The sequence below is a fragment of the Bacillus aerolatus genome (assembly GCF_009183655.1).
GTDB classification, from domain to species: Bacteria; Bacillota; Bacilli; order Bacillales; family Domibacillaceae; genus Pseudobacillus; species Pseudobacillus aerolatus.
In genome coordinates this window covers 128,281-146,127 of sequence record NZ_WEIO01000003.1, presented here as the reverse complement: position 1 = coordinate 146,127, position 17,847 = coordinate 128,281, and the positions used below count along the sequence as shown (strand labels likewise).

At 45.9% G+C, this 17,847-nt stretch carries 11 protein-coding genes; 7 read left to right on the top strand and 4 right to left on the bottom strand.

The window, feature by feature from the left end:
* Window positions 1–490 precede the first annotated feature (490 nt).
* The 4 genes from F9802_RS06735 (at window position 491) to F9802_RS06720 (ending at window position 7,557) form a co-directional block, all read left to right on the top strand.
* The gene (locus F9802_RS06735; protein ID WP_152150407.1) at window positions 491–1,909 is read left to right on the top strand and encodes an N-acetylmuramoyl-L-alanine amidase; all 1,419 of its coding nucleotides are present in this window, start codon (window positions 491–493) and stop codon (window positions 1,907–1,909) included.
* 103 nt (window positions 1,910–2,012) lie between these two features.
* The gene (locus F9802_RS06730) at window positions 2,013–3,947 is read left to right on the top strand and encodes a S8 family peptidase (protein ID WP_152150406.1); all 1,935 of its coding nucleotides are present in this window, start codon (window positions 2,013–2,015) and stop codon (window positions 3,945–3,947) included.
* Window positions 3,948–4,371: 424 nt separating this feature from the next.
* The gene (locus F9802_RS06725; RefSeq protein ID WP_152150405.1) at window positions 4,372–5,388 is read left to right on the top strand and encodes a C40 family peptidase; all 1,017 of its coding nucleotides are present in this window, start codon (window positions 4,372–4,374) and stop codon (window positions 5,386–5,388) included.
* A gap of 159 nt (window positions 5,389–5,547) precedes the next feature.
* Window positions 5,548–7,557, top strand: coding sequence for an S-layer homology domain-containing protein (locus F9802_RS06720; protein WP_152150404.1), 2,010 nt, complete (start codon window positions 5,548–5,550; stop codon window positions 7,555–7,557).
* A gap of 375 nt (window positions 7,558–7,932) precedes the next feature.
* Here the strand turns inward: F9802_RS06720 and F9802_RS06715 are convergent, their stop codons facing one another.
* The gene (locus F9802_RS06715) at window positions 7,933–9,444 is read right to left on the bottom strand and encodes a hypothetical protein (RefSeq protein ID WP_152150403.1); all 1,512 of its coding nucleotides are present in this window, start codon (window positions 9,442–9,444) and stop codon (window positions 7,933–7,935) included.
* Between the two features lie 15 nt (window positions 9,445–9,459).
* On the bottom strand, window positions 9,460–10,977 hold the full coding sequence (murJ, locus tag F9802_RS06710; RefSeq protein WP_152150402.1) for a murein biosynthesis integral membrane protein MurJ: 1,518 nt from the start codon (window positions 10,975–10,977) through the stop codon (window positions 9,460–9,462).
* 562 nt (window positions 10,978–11,539) lie between these two features.
* Between murJ and F9802_RS06705 the strand changes: the two genes are divergently transcribed.
* Together F9802_RS06705 and F9802_RS06700 are read left to right on the top strand one after the other, a co-directional pair.
* Complete coding sequence (locus tag F9802_RS06705) at window positions 11,540–12,367, top strand: STAS domain-containing protein (RefSeq protein WP_152150401.1); 828 nt, start codon at window positions 11,540–11,542, stop codon at window positions 12,365–12,367.
* 59 nt (window positions 12,368–12,426) lie between these two features.
* The gene (locus F9802_RS06700) at window positions 12,427–13,398 is read left to right on the top strand and encodes a nuclease-related domain-containing protein (RefSeq protein WP_191991791.1); all 972 of its coding nucleotides are present in this window, start codon (window positions 12,427–12,429) and stop codon (window positions 13,396–13,398) included.
* A 572-nt stretch (window positions 13,399–13,970) separates the two neighbouring features.
* On the opposite strand, the gene F9802_RS06695 is transcribed toward F9802_RS06700, so the two are convergent.
* Window positions 13,971–15,137, bottom strand: coding sequence for a glycosyltransferase family 4 protein (locus tag F9802_RS06695; RefSeq protein WP_152150399.1), 1,167 nt, complete (start codon window positions 15,135–15,137; stop codon window positions 13,971–13,973).
* Window positions 15,138–15,153: 16 nt separating this feature from the next.
* Entirely contained in the window at window positions 15,154–16,260 is a 1,107-nt protein-coding gene (gene csaB / locus F9802_RS06690) for a polysaccharide pyruvyl transferase CsaB (protein ID WP_152150398.1), read from the bottom strand.
* A gap of 284 nt (window positions 16,261–16,544) precedes the next feature.
* Here csaB and F9802_RS06685 point away from each other — a divergent pair, with 284 nt between their 5' ends.
* The gene (locus tag F9802_RS06685; RefSeq protein ID WP_152150397.1) at window positions 16,545–17,840 is read left to right on the top strand and encodes a nucleotide sugar dehydrogenase; all 1,296 of its coding nucleotides are present in this window, start codon (window positions 16,545–16,547) and stop codon (window positions 17,838–17,840) included.
* Window positions 17,841–17,847: the final 7 nt, after the last annotated feature.

The following is a 17,847-nucleotide window of genomic DNA, read 5'->3' as shown; positions in this document are numbered from 1 at the left end:
GGGCAATCGAAAGAAGCTCCGTCTGCACCGAGCGATCCCCGCAAAATTTCGTATCCTTTCATTATAGAACAAAAAGAGAAGAGAAAAAAGGTGAAATAAGAAAAGCGGAAGCGCCTGTTCAGCCCCAACAAGCAAATGTTCTTTTCCCAAAGAAGTCGCTTTTTTGACTTCATTGGGAAAGGTTATTTGACCTCGAGGGGTTAGGCGCCTGGAGCTGGACAATAGAAAAGCGGAAGCGCCTGTTCAGTCTCTCGAACTGGACAATTAAAAAAAGAGAGAAAACGACAAAAAGAGCAAGAATTCGAATATTTAGACTCTTTTCAATTAGATTACAGTCATTACGTATTTATGGCAATTTTAGGGTTAATATACATTTATTTAATTGATTAGTAATATTGTTCAATAAAATTTAAAAAGTAGTTTCGGAGATTCACGTTTGTTTTCAAACCGATATGTTAAAATGGAAAAAAATAAGAAGGGAGGTAGAGGTATGAAAAAAGGAGTAATTTTGGTTCTTTTGTCATTTGTATTGGCCATTCCTCTATTCGGAGTTAAACATACAGCCCAGGCTGCAACAAATTTCACAGATGTGGGGGCTTCCCACCGCGCAATGAAGGAGATTTATTATTTAGCTGACGGCGGTATTGCCAAAGGTGCTTCCGCTGCAGAATTCAGCCCGAATAAAAGAGTGACCCGCGCAGAAGCAGCTACATTTATCGGCCGTGCTCTTCAACTTGATGGCACAAAACGTGTTACAACATTCAAGGATGTAGGCTCCGGTATGTTTGCCTCAGGCTACATACAATCTGCTGCTGAAAAAGGAATTCTTTCTGGATACAGTGACAAGTCATTCCACCCTTATCAAGAAGTAACACGCGGCGAAATGGCTGTCATGATCAGTAAAGCATTTGGATATGCCTATGACAACAAGCTGTCTGGTGCAGCCAATGCGCTGAAATCCCGCGGCATTGCCCAAGGGAAACTAGACGGCTCTTTCGGTGCGGAAGAATTAATTATCCGTGCTGATTTCTCAGTCTTTTTGGCGCGCGCAATTAACCCTGACTTCCGTCTAAAAGAGAATACAGTCAGCTTTAAGGACGCCCGCTGGATTAATGTAGATAGCTTAAATATCCGTACAGGTCCGAGTGACGTATATCCGAAAGTGGGAGCAGTTAAGCAAGACCAGCAAGTGTTAAGTGCCTATAAAGTAGGTTCATGGAACTATATTAAATATGGTTCTATTGAAGGGTTTGTGCATGGTGCTTATTTGCGTAACACAGCTGAAGCGAATAATGCCGGCAACGTCGATCCGCGCATCGCCAAAGAAGTGATTGTCCTTGATCCAGGCCATGGCGGAAGCGATCCTGGTGCGGCTGGTTACGGAATTAGAGAAAAGGACGTCGTGCTTGATACAGGGTTAAAAGTAAACAACCTGTTTAAGCAAACGCCATTCCAAGTGAGAATGACACGTTCAACAGACAAATATGTCAGCTTAAGCGGCCGTGTCGACTATGCGAAATCGGTTGGTGCCGATGCATTTATCAGCATTCATGCGAACGCGTTCAACGGCTCGGCGAACGGCATTGAAACATATTTCTATAATGCTGCTTACAGCAATCCGAACGTGGATGACAGCAAATTGCTTGCAACGAAAATTCAAAACCGTCTGCTCACGGCGTTGAATTTATCGAACCGCGGCGTGAAGCACGGCAACTTCCACGTCATCCGTGAAAATACGATGCCAGCGGTTTTGACAGAACTCGGTTTTATCGACAATAAAGGCGACAATGACAAGCTTCGTTCCGACTACTGGAGAAACGCAGCAGCAAAAGCGATTTACTACGGGACTTTGGATTATTACAAAGCTAAAGGCTACGAAGTCGATGCCTTGTATGATGTAGCAAAATAGGTAAATAGTAAAATAGAATTCTAATAAAATAAAAGTTACAATAGAAAGGAGGCAGCTTGCTGTCTCCTTTATTTTATTTTCTGTAAAAAGAGAGGTGGTCGCTTTGAGTAAAACGATTAAATATTTTCTTCTTATGTTTGCTGCGCTTCTCTTTCTTCATATTTCCCCTACAGCTGCACATGCAAACTCGCTCGAACAAAAAAGAGCTGTCATTTCATTTTATGAAGAAGTAGATCGTAGTTTATTAGAAGAATATACGAAGGATATTAACTACATATTTGACGAATTACCGGCCGCCGCTGTCGAACTGACAGATGCCCAGAAGAAACTTTTGGAGATCCACCCGGGCGTTCAGTCGATCGAATATGACAAACCCGTACAAAAAAGCGCTCAAACGGTTCCATGGGGCTATAAAGCTGTTGAAGTAGACAAGCGCGTGCCAAGTGCACTGACTGGCAAAGGAGTAAAAATTGGTATTCTGGATTCCGGAATTGATACGAAACATCCAGACCTGAAAGTGGCCGGCGGCGCATGCTTGATGACCATTCTCCGCATGGATGGCTGCAAAAACTCCTACAACGACGATAACGGCCACGGTACCCACGTAGCCGGCGTCATCGCTGCTAAGAACAACTCGATCGGTGTCGTTGGTGTAGCGCCTGACGCCCAAGTTTATTCCGTTAAAGTGCTTGACAAGTTCGGCGAAGGCACGACATCAACGATAATGGCGGGAGTAGAATGGGCGATTAAAAATAAGCTCGATGTCATCAACATTAGTATTACTTCACCATATGAAGACAGCAATCTCAGGCGGATGATTAAGCGCGCCTACGACAGCGGCATTCTCGTTGTAGCAGCGGCAGGGAATGAAGGTCCGCCGTTAACGGGAGAGCCGTCATCAGTTCAATACCCGGCAAAATTTGACGAAGTCATCGCTGTTGCTTCTATCAATGAAAAAAGAATGCACGGTCCACTTTCCTCGATCGGCAAAGAAGTGGAACTTACCGCCCCGGGGGAAAAAGTTTACAGTACATATCCAACTGCTTTAAAGGCAAGCGGCTATGAAACTCTTTCCGGCACGTCGATGGCTTCACCTTATGTCGTCGGTCTTGCCGCTTTGTACAAAGAAAAGTATCCGGAAATGACGAACAAACAAATCCGCACGCTCCTGCAAAAAAACGCCGTTGATCTCGGCGCAGCAGGGAAGGACGATTATTTTGGCTATGGCCTCGCACAGACAGATAAAAATCCGGTTGACCACGGTGTCACGCTCTCATACGAAGCAGACGGGAAAGGAAAGATCACGATTGACACAAGCGAAGCGGCTGCAAAGTTTACAACGTACAACGTGTACCGTTTCGACTCGTTAATCGCTAAACATGCGACCGCTGCAGAATTAACCGACTATGCTACACAAGGAACGATTAATTATTACGTTCATCCCGTCGTTGAAGGCAAAGAAAGCAACGATTTTGTTTCGCTCAAAGTGAACAATGCAGCGCCAGCGTTAAAAGACGTTGTCTTGAATAAATGGTATAACCGCTTCGTCACGTTTTTATATTACGAAGGCATAATGAAAGGGTACACGAACGGCGAAATGCGGCCGGAACGTTCAATATTAAGAAGCGAAGCGGCTGTTTTGCTCGGTCAGGCACTCGGCGTGGATGGCACGAAGCGCAGCACACGATTTAAAGACGTCACCGCTGCTGTCAGTGCGTCTGGCTATGTCGAAGCACTCGCCGAAAAGAAAGTTATTTCCGGATTTACGGACAACACTTTCCGTCCGAACGAACAAGTTACCCGGGCAGAAATGGCGATCCTGATTGCCAGAGCTTATAACATTGCCGGCCAGACAAACGGCTCCTTTAAAGATATCAACTCAAAAGTGACCGGCTATCAATACATTAACGGCCTCACTGCCAAAAACATCGTCAGCGGCTACGAAGACGGCACATTCCGTCCATATACGACAATTAATCGTGCCAGCTTCTCCGCTTTCCTGGCGAAGACAGTAAACGAACAACTAAGATCAAACTAAAAAAGAAGGCTGCCCGTATGAAGCGGGCAGCCTTCTTTGCGAGGAAACTCGTTTATTGACTGGAAACGGAGTATTACAGGCCAAATCTGTCAGAATCAGGACCATCCTGCTTTTACAGAAACACATTTCAACAAATCTCATCATTATCCAAAATTAATTTTCAGTAAATTCTGTTATATTACTGTTTTGTTTCAATGTTACACCATTATGTATTATTCGATGAAAAACGGGCGGATTATATCAATCTGTGTATTTTCCAATGTATGGGAAGGTTGGAAATGTTGTAATGTCGGTCTTTTTGTAAGTTACATAGCGAAACGTGAATGTAATGCAAACGTAAAAGAATAGTAGGTTTATTTTTGCTACAATAGCTTCATCGAGAAAAAATAGAGAGAAATTTTTTCAATATTTCAGGGGGTTTACCGTGAGTAAATTTAAAAAGATTGTAGCAAGTGGATTAGCTTCTTTTATGTTAATGACAACGGCACCAGTCGCAATACCTACACTTTCACATACACAAGTACAAGCGGCATCAATTGGAGAATCAATGATAGACTTCGGAAAAAAATTCATGGGTGTTCCTTACGTATGGGGAGGCACAACGCCGCGCGGATTTGACTGTTCAGGGTTTACTCAATATGTATATAAAAATGAAGGAGTCTCCATCCCAAGAACGACAGACCAGCAATATAAAATTGGGACATCAGTTTCAAAAAGCGAATTAGTTCCTGGAGACTTAATTTTCTATAAAAACACATACAGACAAGGAATTTCACATGTCGGTATTTATGCAGGAAACAACATGGTATTGAATGCAACAAGCAGCAAAGGGATTGCCCTTGTTTCAATGAACGACTCTTACTGGGGTCCAAAATACGCGGGTGCGAAACGCGTAGTCGAGCATTTTGACGGCTTTAAAGATGTCGAAAAAACAGACGCAACATATGAAGCAATCACTGCTTTAACTGATAAAAACGTCATCCAAGGATTTGATGATTACACGTTCAGACCGGATCAGCCGGTTACACGTGGACAAGCGGCAGCGATTATTAACCGTGTACTTGATCGCAAACCGGTCGTTATGAGCCACTTTAAAGACGTGCCAAAATCCAACCGTTTTGCAGTAGACATTGCTGCGATTCGCGAAGCGGGCATCATCAACGGCTTCCCGGACAAAACATTCCGTCCTGATGAATACATGAGCCGTACGGAAATGGCTGTCATCGTTCAAAGAGCGTTTGATTTAAAATTGGGTAACGCAGCAGCAGCGTCTAACTCTTATGCAGACGTTGGCAATCAGTACTGGGCATATGAGCCAATCATTACAATGAGCGCTATCGACAAAGTAGGCGTATTCAAAACAGATAAATACTACGGTGACCACCGTGCCACTCGTGAAGTATTCACGACAGCAATCTATAACTCTATGAACGCAAAATAATAAATAATAGAATCAGTAGCCTTGGAAATTGTTCCGAGGCTACTTTTTTAATAAAATCTTAATAAAAATTATCCTTTTTATCTATTAAATTCCCGCGCTTCATCCGATAGAATAAAAGAGTGTAAAAAAGGAAATTTTGTTCTCGAAAGGAGTACCACATTGAATCAAAAGAAAATTGTTGCGCTACTTATGTCATTTGTTTTGTTATTCCCACTTTTTTCGCCTTTAAACACGAAAGCAGCAGCAGTGACATTAGAAGATCAAATGAAGGCGATGGTCGAGGCGGGAGTCATGCAAGGCTACGCCAACGGTGATCTCAAGCCGAGACAAAATGTCACTCGCGCAGAATTCGCCACTTTCTTAACGCGTGCGCTGAAATTGCCAGAAGGGCCGTCCACTTTTAAAGACGTGCCGTCAACGTTAAAGCTGGCACCTGGCGTGAATGCAGCGGCAGCCGCGAAAATTGTCAACGGCGGATCAGACGGCCGTTTCCATCCGGATGCTTTAATTACGAGACAGGATATGGCACTGATGATTAGCAATGCGTTTGATTATTTAGGCATGGACGTTGAGTATAAACCATCCGGCTTTGCCGACGTGGAAGGACTCAGCTCTGCCCATAAAATCGCCATCGGTAAAGCGGTCTCTCTTGGAATTATTCAAGGCTACTCTAGCACAATATTTAACCCGGCGGAAAATGCCAGACGCGACCACGCAGCGGCATTCATTTACCGCCTGCTGGAAGCGGCGAAAGCAAACGGAGAATCATCTCCGGATCCGGTTGGACCGCCTGTGACAGAACCTGAACCGCCGAAAGAAGAGCCGGAACCACAGCCGCAGCCAGAGCCAGCGAAGCCTTACCAATTAGCTGACATCGATTCAACGGGCAAGCTGACTTATTCGTCTCTGTCATACAGCACGTACGAAACTGCAAAGCAGGCAATGGACAGCCGTGGTCAAGAATTGATCTTGAAAAACAACAAAATCATTCACATGAAAACAAACGGAGGCATGGTGTTTGCCGGCAGTACGAAAGCGACAGTCACCCTGTTTAGTGACTCGACGTTAAAGACATTAAAAGCGTACATGCCTACATCTGCCGGATTCAACAATGAAGTGAAATATATTACATCGAACGAAAACTTTGTGAAAGTTTCTCTTGGTGGAAAAGAATTTTACATGAAACACGAAGACAGCATTTTAGTTCCTTTTGAAGGCGCACCAGGACGCAGCTACTACAACGTGAAAAATGGAGAATTGTATTATCATATTTATTTGTATTCAGCGAATAGATACGCTTCATTTCTTGCTGGACCGGCACCAGATTTTATGACTGCAGGAAACAAGTACTACAGCTGGGACAATGCCACGTTTTATAATGACCGAGGCCGCGTAGCCGGAACCGCTTATCAGTACTTCCAGTTTTTATCTGCACGGTCAACAACGAACTATACAGCGGATGAACTGGACAGCTACATTAACCAAGCACTCGCTGAAAGAGAAGCAACAGGTCTTGCAAAATATAAAGACGCGACGAAAAAGAGCAAACTGCTAGGCCTGGGCGCAACCCTTAAAAAGGTTGAAGCAGAAAAGCGCATTAACGCACTCATGATGTTGGGCATGGCCATCCATGAAAGTGACTACGGCACAAGCGGGCATGCGTATAAAAACAACAACCTGTTCGGAATTGCCGTTTATGACAGCAAACCGGAAGAAGGAAAGTCATTTCCGACTCCAGAAGACAGTGTATACCATTTAGCTGACGGCTACTTAAACGACCGTTACGTCATTCCGAATCCGGCTACTGCCTGGAAACAGACGATTGCTAACGGAGCCGCACCAGGAAACAAAGGCGTCGGCATTAATGTAAGGTACGCGTCTGACATTGACTGGGGAGCTAAAGTTGCCGGTCACATGTACCGGATCGACAAAGCCCTCGGCCAAAAAGACTTCGGCCAATACCAAATTGGCTTGACGAATGTAGAAAACTTAAACGTTCGCTCCCTGCCAAACGGCACCATCCAATTCGCCTACAGAGAAGCTGGCATGCCAGTTGCTATGCTCGGCAACCCAGTCTCAGGCTGGCAAAAAGTCATCTCAGACGAATTGGCATACAACGAAGCATACGTATATTCCCAATACGTGACTCCGTTGCCGATTGCGAAATAAGTTGATTAGTAGACCCCTTCAGGCCGTGCCTGGAGGGGTTTTTGATGGGCGCCGGGATCTGAGGCCGTGCACAAATGCTTCAAGTCGGTGCACAAATTAATGATTGTCGTGCATAAATCGAGTAAAGCGGCGCACAAACTCATAGAATTCGCGCATAAGCCCTTGGCCCATGCATAAATCACCGCCAGCCGCGCATAATCGACAAAAGCCTGTGCATAAAAACTAGTAGGCCGCGCACAAACGCAGCGGTTTTGATTGTAAATCGGCGTCAGCCGACTGTAATTAGTTCTTAACTGCCTGCAAATGTATGCCAGCTGTCTATAATCCCCCAACCGACTGCAACAGTTACCCCGCTCCACAACGAAAAGCCATCCGCTAGCGGATGGCTTTCTTCTTGCTTTCGATTAGTTTTTGGAGCACCGGGCTTTTGTTGCCGCCGAGTGCTTGCCATTTTTTCTCGTGACGCTCAAGGTCGTCGAGTGTGAGCTGCTCGTAGTCATTGCCGTCGAAGGTGAGGTCGCGGTTCACTTGATACCAAAGGTCGCCGTTTGGGCGGATCCATTTCGTGCCGAGTGATTCGATGCCGAGCCGGATCTCGCGGGCGGCGAGCAAGTATTTTTTCTGTCCCGTCGCTTCGTACGCATCGATCAGCAAATTTGCTTCACCGAGCGCGTGGTTGAGCGATGTATGGATGAATTGCTTGCCTTGATGCGGCGAGTAATAATCGGCCGGAAGAAAGCCTTTTTCGGTCGGCACGATGTTATCAATCGCAATTAAGTTCAGCAAGTAGTCGCTGTAAGTAGGCAAGGCGTTCATCAATTCTTTTTCATCAAATTCCTTGCCAATTCGGTATAAGTATAAAGCAATCAGTTCATTATGCCGTGTATCGAGGTAAGGAGAAGTAATTTCATATTTCTGCTTCAGCCATGTGCTCGTATATTCCGTTTTCCAAATCGGATGGTTTTTCTGATGGCGGTATTCCATTAAGTTGGCGACCGACTGCGCCATTAAATTATAAAAATAGCGGTCTTTCAATTTAAAATAGCGATCAATCGCTTCTTTTTCCACGAGCGTGCCGAGATGGCGGCCGTAGCCGTTTTTCGTAAATGGCTCGGTCGACCAAGGAAGCTTTTTCAACGCGCCGCTCACAGTGAACCAGTTATTTACCTCTTTAAAATGATTGTGCTGAAAATCGATCCAATTGCTTAAATGATCGGCATGTTTAAAAAGAGGTTCGCCCGCGAGCAAAAACCACTGCTCCGCAATTTGTTTTGGCGGCGCTTCGAGTGTAAAAGAAAATCCAGACTCGTCATGCTTCAGCGCTTCCATTTCTGTAGTCAGATCGCGAATCGTGCTCTGCTGACCGTTGTCATAGAGCTTAGTCAGTCTCTTGGAGTGATATTGCTTGCTCACGACTGCTTCATATAGAAAGCGCCCGTCCGCCGAGTAGCGCAGCAAGCCAGACGGAGGTGTTGTTGCATCGATGCCGATGACCGGATCATGCTCCCGCGGCTCCGTTTCTTTATGCCAGTCGATAAAATAATAATCGGTTGCTTCCGGCTGCGGCACGTCCGCTTTCAATGTAAGCGGCTCAGTAGATATATTTTTCAGCTGCATCATGACGAAGCGGTCGCCGTTGTTGATCGTGCGCACCTTGATTTTCAACTGCCCTTGATTTTTCCATTCATACGTATAAAGAACGTCTTTATAAAAGGAAGACAAACTCGACTCTTTCTTTTTTAGTAAACGTAAATCCTGTTCCAGATGAAGCGCTGTTTTCCCGAGCGACACCGTTTCTCTGGCGGCTGTTTTGCTGCCATTATCCTCTTCCGTACAGCCTGCCAACAGAAAAACAGCCGCCAGCATCATGAACATCCAGTATTTCATTTTCTTTCACCTGCCTTACGCCCGCGCTTTTCTTTTCACAAGGTTCAACAGCTGACGGAATCCTTCTTTATAAAAGAGGAACAAGCCGGATGTGTATAACAGAACGCCGAGCGGAACGATAATGAGCAGCTGCCAAAGTGAATACAAATCGGAAATCGGCGTGAATTTTTTCAAGAAGTAAAGGGGAATGACCATGACTGCTGTAACAATCACAACACGCCCAATCAAACCGAACAGCCGCGTCGCTTCTTTTTTCTCAAAATCTTTATACACGAAAATCGTACTGACGGTTAAATAGTAAATAGAAACGAACGAACTTGTCAGTGCGAGACCCGGGTAGCCGAACGGCCCGACGAATAGCCAGTTTAGCAGCACGTTCAAAGCAATCGTCGTCACACTGATGCGAAAAACAATGTTCGTTTTCCCGCGGGCATACATCGACTTCGACACGATGTATTGCAGCCCTTGAGCAACGATGATCGGCAAATAAAACATAAGTGCCAAATACGTGTTGTACGTATCGTCCGCTGTAAATTTCCCGCGCTGGAAAATGAACGCGATCGCTTCCTGGCCGACAAGGAATAATCCAGCCGCAATCGGCGCCAGCGTTAACAAGGAAATTTGCATGCCCATGAAAAACGTTTCTTGGAACTTTTTCGGCTGATCAACTTGTTCGGATAATAACGTAAAAATAATGACCGCAATCGTCGTGCCATAAATCGTATGCGGAATGCTCGTAATTAAGGAGGCGTTGTTTAAATAGGTCACCGCACCTTCGACCGTATTAGCCGCAAACGCTTTGTTGACGAACATATTAATCTGGCCAACTACTGAATTCAGCAAAGAAGGAATGAGCAGCACAATAAATGCGCGGCGAAAGTCTTCTTCTACTTTCAGCGCCGGACTCCAGCGCCAGTCTTTTTTCAGTAAAAAGAACAGCTGAATCAAAATGCCGAGCACGGTTCCGAAAATAAATCCGTACGCCAAACTGTTAATGCCCCACTGATCGGAAAAAAGCAGAGCGAATATCGCACCCATGAGCGTCGCTGAAAGCTTCGATATTTGCGACGGTACGAAAATTCGCCGCCCTTGTAAATAAGAATCCAAAATTCCGTTCAGCGCAATCGCACTCATAAATAGGAAGAAAAAGCGCGTAATCGCCACAGCCGTTTCTTCTGTGGCCGGATTCATATTTCCGTAAATGAGCGGAACGAAGAACGGTGCCAGCACCCACCCGAGAATAGATACGCCGATAAACAGCAGCACCGTCACATTCATAATCGCACTCGCATTCCGCTCCGTTTTCTCCGGAGCATCCTTGCGATTTTTCACATACAGCGGCAAAAACACATTATTAAACCCGCCGGCAATCATCGCAATCACAAGCGTAATAAACGAAAACGCCAGCAAATATCCATCCGTATAATCACTTGCCCCAAACTCCCGTGCAATAATACTCTCTCTCAAAAAGCCGGAAAACTTCACAACAAGCGCAAGCAATCCGAGCCAGAGAGCCGTCTTCTTCAACGACACAAAACCCACCTCAATATAAGTCTGGAATGAAAAACTCAATACTTAATAATACCGTAAAATAGGTGGGAAGTTAAGGGTGTGTTCCCTAGGAGCGAGGGGGAAGCGGCGTGCATAAATTTGGAATCTCTGCGCAGAAAATAGGTGAGTCGGTGCATAACCGGGGGATTCGTGCATAAATTCGGCAAACCCGTGCACAATCGACAAAAGTTCGCGCACAAATGGCGGTTAGCCGCGCACAAGCCAAGCTGGCACGCTTATCATACGCAAAAGCTGAGATACGCCGGTGCGCGCCCCGTTTTTTCGAAAACCGGCGCCAGCCGGCTGTCATTAGGATCTTCTCGGGAGGTGGCGTGCACAAGCTTGGAGTCTCCGCGCAGAAAACAGATGAGTCGGTGCGCAAATCTAGCAAATTGCAAAACTTCTTTTGTATTTCCCGAAGCGAACAGGCCGACTAACATTCTTGTTCGTTAAAATAACTTCATCGATGAAAATATTCCCAACTCGCTTGCAGGCTAGGTGTATAATGAATAATAGATAAGTGGGCGAAGTAGGAGGAGAAGAAATGGAACTAAATAAAAAGATGCATGCTTTTTTAATAGACCGGGCGGAGTTGTTGACGGACCAGTGGTATGAATCACTGGACAAAAGCGATCCTTCAGGTGTGTACGCTTCGAAAGACCCGAAAGTGATTAAAGATTTAAAGGAACAAAATCTTGAGTTCCACAAGTTTTTGTGTAACGTTTTGATTGAAGAAGAGTCTGTGTTTTATGAGAAATTTGATGTGTGGATTTGCGAAATATCAAGATGCCCGGAACATTTAAATACACCGCTCCATTTTATTATTCGCGAGTTCATGAGAGTCCGAGCACAATATATGTACTATATTGAAGAGTTCTCTGATGAAAATAGAGAGGAAATCCATCAGAAACGCATCGATAAATGGAAAGATGTCATTATTAAGGCGTTTGACAAAGTTATTTTGAAAGTTACGGAGGAAATGGAAAATTATTCAGAGAAATTAATGGAGGCACAGCGCGAAATGATCAACGAGCTAAGCTCACCAGTCATTACGTTAAAAAGCGGGACTGCACTCCTACCTTTAGTCGGTGACATTGATACAATGCGTGCCAAATTTATATTGGAAAATACATTAAAGCAGTGCGCTAAACAGCGGGTCGATCATTTGCTCATTGATATTTCAGGAGTTGTCATGATCGACACAATGGTTGCTTATCAGCTGTTCCAACTCATCGATGCGCTCGACTTGATCGGTGTTAAATCCACATTATCAGGCATCCGTCCCGAGATCGCCCAAACTGCTGTACAGCTTGGCTTGAACTTTGACACGCTCCAAACGGCAAGCACATTGTCGCAGGCGATCAAATTTTAAATAAAGCTCCGGGAGAGAGTATCTTCCGGAGCCATTTATATAGGAAGGGAGCAGATCCATTGATAGTAAAAAAGCGGGAAGTTCCATTAAAGATTCATAAGCTGGAAGCATTGGCTAGGCGTCTGCCAGAGCTACACGCAAAGCGGCCGGATGTCGAAGCGGAGTTGGCAAAAAGTTGGGCGGGGCACCGTGGTGAGGAGGCGCTTGACTATCATTTGACGTTTCTGGAAGAGGGCCAGCACATGATTTTTCATGGATTGAGACTGCCTGGCGCAAATGGCCACTTTTTTCAAATCGACACACTGATCCTTTGCGCCAACATGGCAGTTATTCTCGAAACGAAAAATATTGCCGGCACGCTATATTTTGACCAGTTCTTCCATCAGCTTCTACGTACCCAAGAAGACAGCGAAGACATTTTTTCGGACCCTTTATTGCAAATCCGCCGTCAAAAGCGCCAGCTCACATCGTGGCTTGCCAATCGTAAAATTACCGATATACCCATCGCTCCATTTGTTGTCATCAGCTTTCCAACCACGAAAATTACTACTGACCCCGAACATAAAGAAGTACTACAAAAAGTCATCCATGCTGCAACTGTACCTTACAAAATCGAACGCCTCCACCAACTGCACCAAACTAGCATACTAAAGACGAAAGATCTGAAAAAAGCTGCTCACCAACTCGTCACCCAACACGTTCCTCATAATCCTGATCTCCTCAAACAATTTCAAATTTCCGAAGCCGAACTGCTAAAAGGTGCCCAATGTCCGGCCTGTCAACACATCCCGATGAAGCGAATGAAAGGAAAATGGCACTGTCTTCGCTGTAATCACCGCTCAAGTGATGCCCACATTCAGGCACTTACTGACTATGCCCTGTTGCACAACAACACAATGACAAACCGGACATTTCGCGAGTACTTGCAAATTGACTCCCGCTCCATAGCAACCCATTTACTAAGAACTTTAAAGTTACAGCATTCCGGAAGTCAAAAAAACCGCACGTATCAATTGCCAACGATAAAATAATAGATACACTGCATCCGGCCAATTCCATTGACCGGATGTTTTAATTAAGAGCGTTGGGATGGTAGCAATTTGTGCGCGGATAATCCTAATTTCTGCACGGGCACCGAAACATTATGCACGGAGATAGTCAAAATATGCGCACCACCCAAGCTTATGCGCGGCTCGAGGGAAGTTGTGAACGGGTAACTAGATTTTCTGCACGGCTACGCTCGATTTATGCGCGAAAACGACTTGAATATGCACACCGCCCGATAACCAAATAATAGATACACTGCATCCGGCCAATTCCATTGACCGGATGTTTTAATTAAGAGCGGTGAGGCGGGAGTATTTTGTGCGCGGATAATCCTAATTTCTGCACGGGCACCGAAACATTATGCACGGAGATAGTCAAAATATGCGCACCACCCAAGCTTATGCGCGGCTCGAGAGAAGTTGTAAACGGTTAACTAGATTTTCTGCACGGCTACGCTCGGTTTATGCGCGAAAACGACTTGAATATGCACACTCCCAGCTCCTAGTCCCCAGCCAAACAACAAAAACCCCCGCCGCCAAAGGCGACAGGGGGATCATCATTTCGCTTTCAAGTAAATCTCTTCATATTTCTCAGCCGCAGCCAAATGTGAGTACTCGGCTTCAATCTTCGCACGAGCCCGCTCGGCAAGTTGTCTGCCTTTTTCCGGGTTATCCAATAACTCAGTCATAGCCGCAGACAATTCTTCTACGTTCTTCTCTTCAACTAACAACCCATCTACATTATGATCGACGATTTCTTTCAATCCACCTACAGCGCAGGCGATAAGCGGTTGGCCAGAACCCATCGCTTCGAGTGCAGAAATCGAAGTCGCTTCTTCCACGCCGGCGGAGTGAATGCTTGGCACTAAGACGACATCAGCCAAAGCGTAATATTCTTTAATGACATCATGCGGGATGGCACCAAGTAAGTGAACATTCTTTTCCAACTTGTGTTCTGCGATCAACCGTTTCATTTCGTCCATTGCTTCGCCTGTTCCGGCAAAGATCAACTGCGCGTTCGGATGCTTCTCGAGCACAGCCGGCAGGGATAAAATCGGATAGATCACGCCGTTTTTCTTCGTTAAGCGGCGCGGGACGAAGAAAACGGGTGCATCGGCATCGACGCCGTGCTTTTTCCGGTACGCCGCTTTGTTTTCGCTGTCCGGACGGAAGTCGTCGACGTTAATAAAGTTACGGATTGCTGTGCCGGTAATGCCGGCTTCACGCTGCACGTAATCTTTAATACGCGTATCAACGGTAATGATCGCCCGCGTGCTGCGGTATGCTTTCACTTCTTCTTCCATTAAAAACTGTTCTTCCGGACTGTCTTTTAAAATGTTGCCGGCACTCAAAGCTTCGTACGTTAAGTAGCCATGCACAGTCGACACAACCGGAAGTCCGGCATCGAGCGCCGCGAATGTCGCGTACACTTCCTGGGCGTTCACGATGTCGTAATTTTTATGCTTCGCTGCTTCCATCAGCTTTTGCAGCATTTTTTTACGCGTCTTCAAGCCGTAGACGAAGCCTTTTCCTTTTGACATTTTATTCATTAAAAAGCCGGGGCCGCGCACTTTCGCTTTTTGTTCAAATTCAGGAATATCGGTAAAAGACAGCGTATCAACTTCGTGGCCGCGCGCTTCCAAACCAGCTTTCAGCGTCGCCATATGTACCGATAAGCCGCCAACGTGCGGAAAATGGTACACTGTCGCAAGCAAAATCTTCATTGAAAAGAACCTCGCTTCACATAAATTTTTTCTTTAATAGTTCAATATTCTCTAAGGCGTCCTTGCGCATCTTCGCGGCATTGCCGGCGACGACTTTGCTCAGTTCGTCGCGGTGGGCAAGCACGTAGCGGGCGTTCTCTTTCATTATCTCTGGATCAAACGCTTCGAGAGGAAAAGAATAGTCCCACATGCCGGAACGCTTCAGCAAGCTCTCGACTTTTTTATCGTAACTGATGCCAATATGCGGTACCGCCGTCAGCGCTGAGAAAATCAATGAATGCAATCGCAAGCCGATCGTCATGTCGCATGCGCCGATAAAGTTCAAATATTGGTTCGGCGTATAGTCACCGCCGAGCAGGAAACAATCGTCCGCCCGTTTCATATGCTTCATCACGCGCTTCGAAGCATCGACGTCATGATGGCCTTCCATCGGCACAAACACCGGCGTAATGCCATCTGTCGCAATCAGTTCATCAAGCACACCCGCAAGCTTTTCATAATAATCATCATGTTCAAACCACGGACGTGTCGACACCGCCACTAACTTTTCATCACCGTTAAGCGGCAAGCTCTTCATGCACGTGTCATCTTCTTTTTTCTGAAAAGCAAACACAATATCAGCCGTCACCACAGTCTCCGGCCGCTTCACACCAAGGTTATGCAAATAATCTTTCGAATACTGGTCACGCACCGTCACAAAATCAGCGCGGTTAGCGAACACCTTCATTAAAATTTTGCCCCATGTCGACGTCACCGGACCAATGCCTTGAGAAAAGAACATTACTTTTGCGCCGCACAATTTAGCTAAAAAGGCGATCAGCAAGTAGTAAGGAAGCGGGCCGAATAAAAACTTCGTCGGATATGTATCTTGCAGCAGTCCGCCGCCGCCGCTTATAAGCAAGTCCGCTTCACGCAGCGCCCGGATTTTGCCTTTATTGTCATGGCGCCAGCCGCGGTACACCGTCTTCACATTATGATCTTTCGCCGTCTGTTCCGGCGACAACGAAAATACCGTAATATCGACGCCATCAATTTCATTTTTCAAATTATCTACAATCGCTTCCAGGATCGCTTCATCACCAGTATTGCCTAATCCATAAAATCCCGAAACAACAACCTTCAAACAGGTATCCTCCTCGCAATTCAAATGCTTAAAAAGCTAAAGTACATTTTGCCCCGCTTTAACTGGCAGTAAGACCCCGATCAATCGTGGAGGATCAACTGCCAGTAAACGCCCGATAAATCTAACTAACCATCAGTGGGGAAAACGTTCACTGATGGAAGTTTCATTTTATCATTGATACAAGGCACATTCAACGAAATTAGTGCAAGCGGAAAGTGAATTTGCTATACTATGGAAAGCAAAGAAATTCAACCATACCCGCATACTAGAAAGGATTTTTTTACATGCAAAAAATTTGCGTAATAGGCTTAGGATATATTGGTTTGCCGACAGCGGCCATTTTTGCCCGCGCCGGTTTCTCAGTTGTTGGAGTAGATGTGAATAAACAAGTTGTTGAACGTTTAAATAAAGGTGAAGTTACAATAGAAGAAGTCGGTCTTCCGGAAGTTGTTAAACAAGTCGTCGCATCAGGCAAACTGCGTGCGTCACTCGAGCCGGAAGAAGCGGATGTGTTCCTTATTTCTGTGCCGACACCGATTCACGAAGACTGCACGGCAAACGTTGATTATGTCAAAAGTGCGACAGAAGCGGTTGTCCCTTATTTGAAAAAAGGCAACGTCGTTATCGTTGAATCAACGATCCCGCCGCGCACGATCGATGATATCGTCGCACCGATCATCGAAGCAGCCGGCTTTAACCCGAAAGAAGATGTGGCGATTGCCCACTGTCCGGAACGCGTTTTGCCGGGCCGCATTTTAATCGAACTCGTGGAAAACACGCGCATCGTCGGCGGGCTTACACCAGAAGCGGCGACGAAAGCAGCGGACGTGTACCGTCAAATCGTCACAGGTGACGTTGTTGAAACAGAAGCCGTCACAGCGGAAATGTCGAAGCTTATGGAAAATACATTCCGTGACGTCAACATTGCGCTTGCGAACGAACTCGCGAAAATTTCTGCCCGTCTCGGCGTCGATGCCCATAAAGTCATTGAACTGGCCAACAAGCATCCGCGCGTGAACATTCACCAGCCGGGACCAGGCGTCGGCGGCCACTGTCTCGCGGTGGATCCGTATTTCATCGTCGAAAAAGCACCGGAAGAAGCGCTGATGATTCAGCTGTCCCGTGACATTAACAACTCAATGCCTGACTTTGTCATCGAACAAATCATTAAGCTGACGGCCGAGCTGAAAGAACCGAAAATTGCCTTGTTTGGCTTAACGTACAAAGGCAACATTGACGACGTCCGCGAAAGCCCGGCAATTGATATCGTGGAAAAGGTGCTCGCGAACCCGCGGTATAACGTCCGCGTTCACGATCCGCACGTCCGCGACGAAAGAGTGCCGTTCCCGCTCGTTTCATTTGAAGAAGCGGTCAAAGGAGCGAACCTCGTCGTCGTGTTAACAGATCACAATGAATTTAAAATGATCAATAAAAATGTCTTAGTATCCGAAATGGAAACGCCGGTCGTCTTCGATACGAAAAACTGCACGAACCTGGAGCAAGAAGAGGGACTCACCGTCTATCGCATTGGCGACGTCACCGGTCTCGAAGCCATTGCGGTCAAACGGATTAACAGCTAAGGATGAC

Excerpts from the sequence above, each read along its gene's own strand:
- F9802_RS06715 (WP_152150403.1), bottom strand. The coding sequence starts at position 9,444 with ATGAAATACTGGATGTTCATGATGCTGGCGGCTGTTTTTCTGTTGGCA.
- F9802_RS06705 (WP_152150401.1), top strand. The coding sequence starts at position 11,540 with ATGGAACTAAATAAAAAGATGCATGCTTTTTTAATAGACCGGGCGGAG.
- F9802_RS06735 (WP_152150407.1), top strand. The coding sequence starts at position 491 with ATGAAAAAAGGAGTAATTTTGGTTCTTTTGTCATTTGTATTGGCCATT.
- F9802_RS06695 (WP_152150399.1), bottom strand. The coding sequence starts at position 15,137 with ATGAAGATTTTGCTTGCGACAGTGTACCATTTTCCGCACGTTGGCGGC.
- F9802_RS06685 (WP_152150397.1), top strand. The coding sequence starts at position 16,545 with ATGCAAAAAATTTGCGTAATAGGCTTAGGATATATTGGTTTGCCGACA.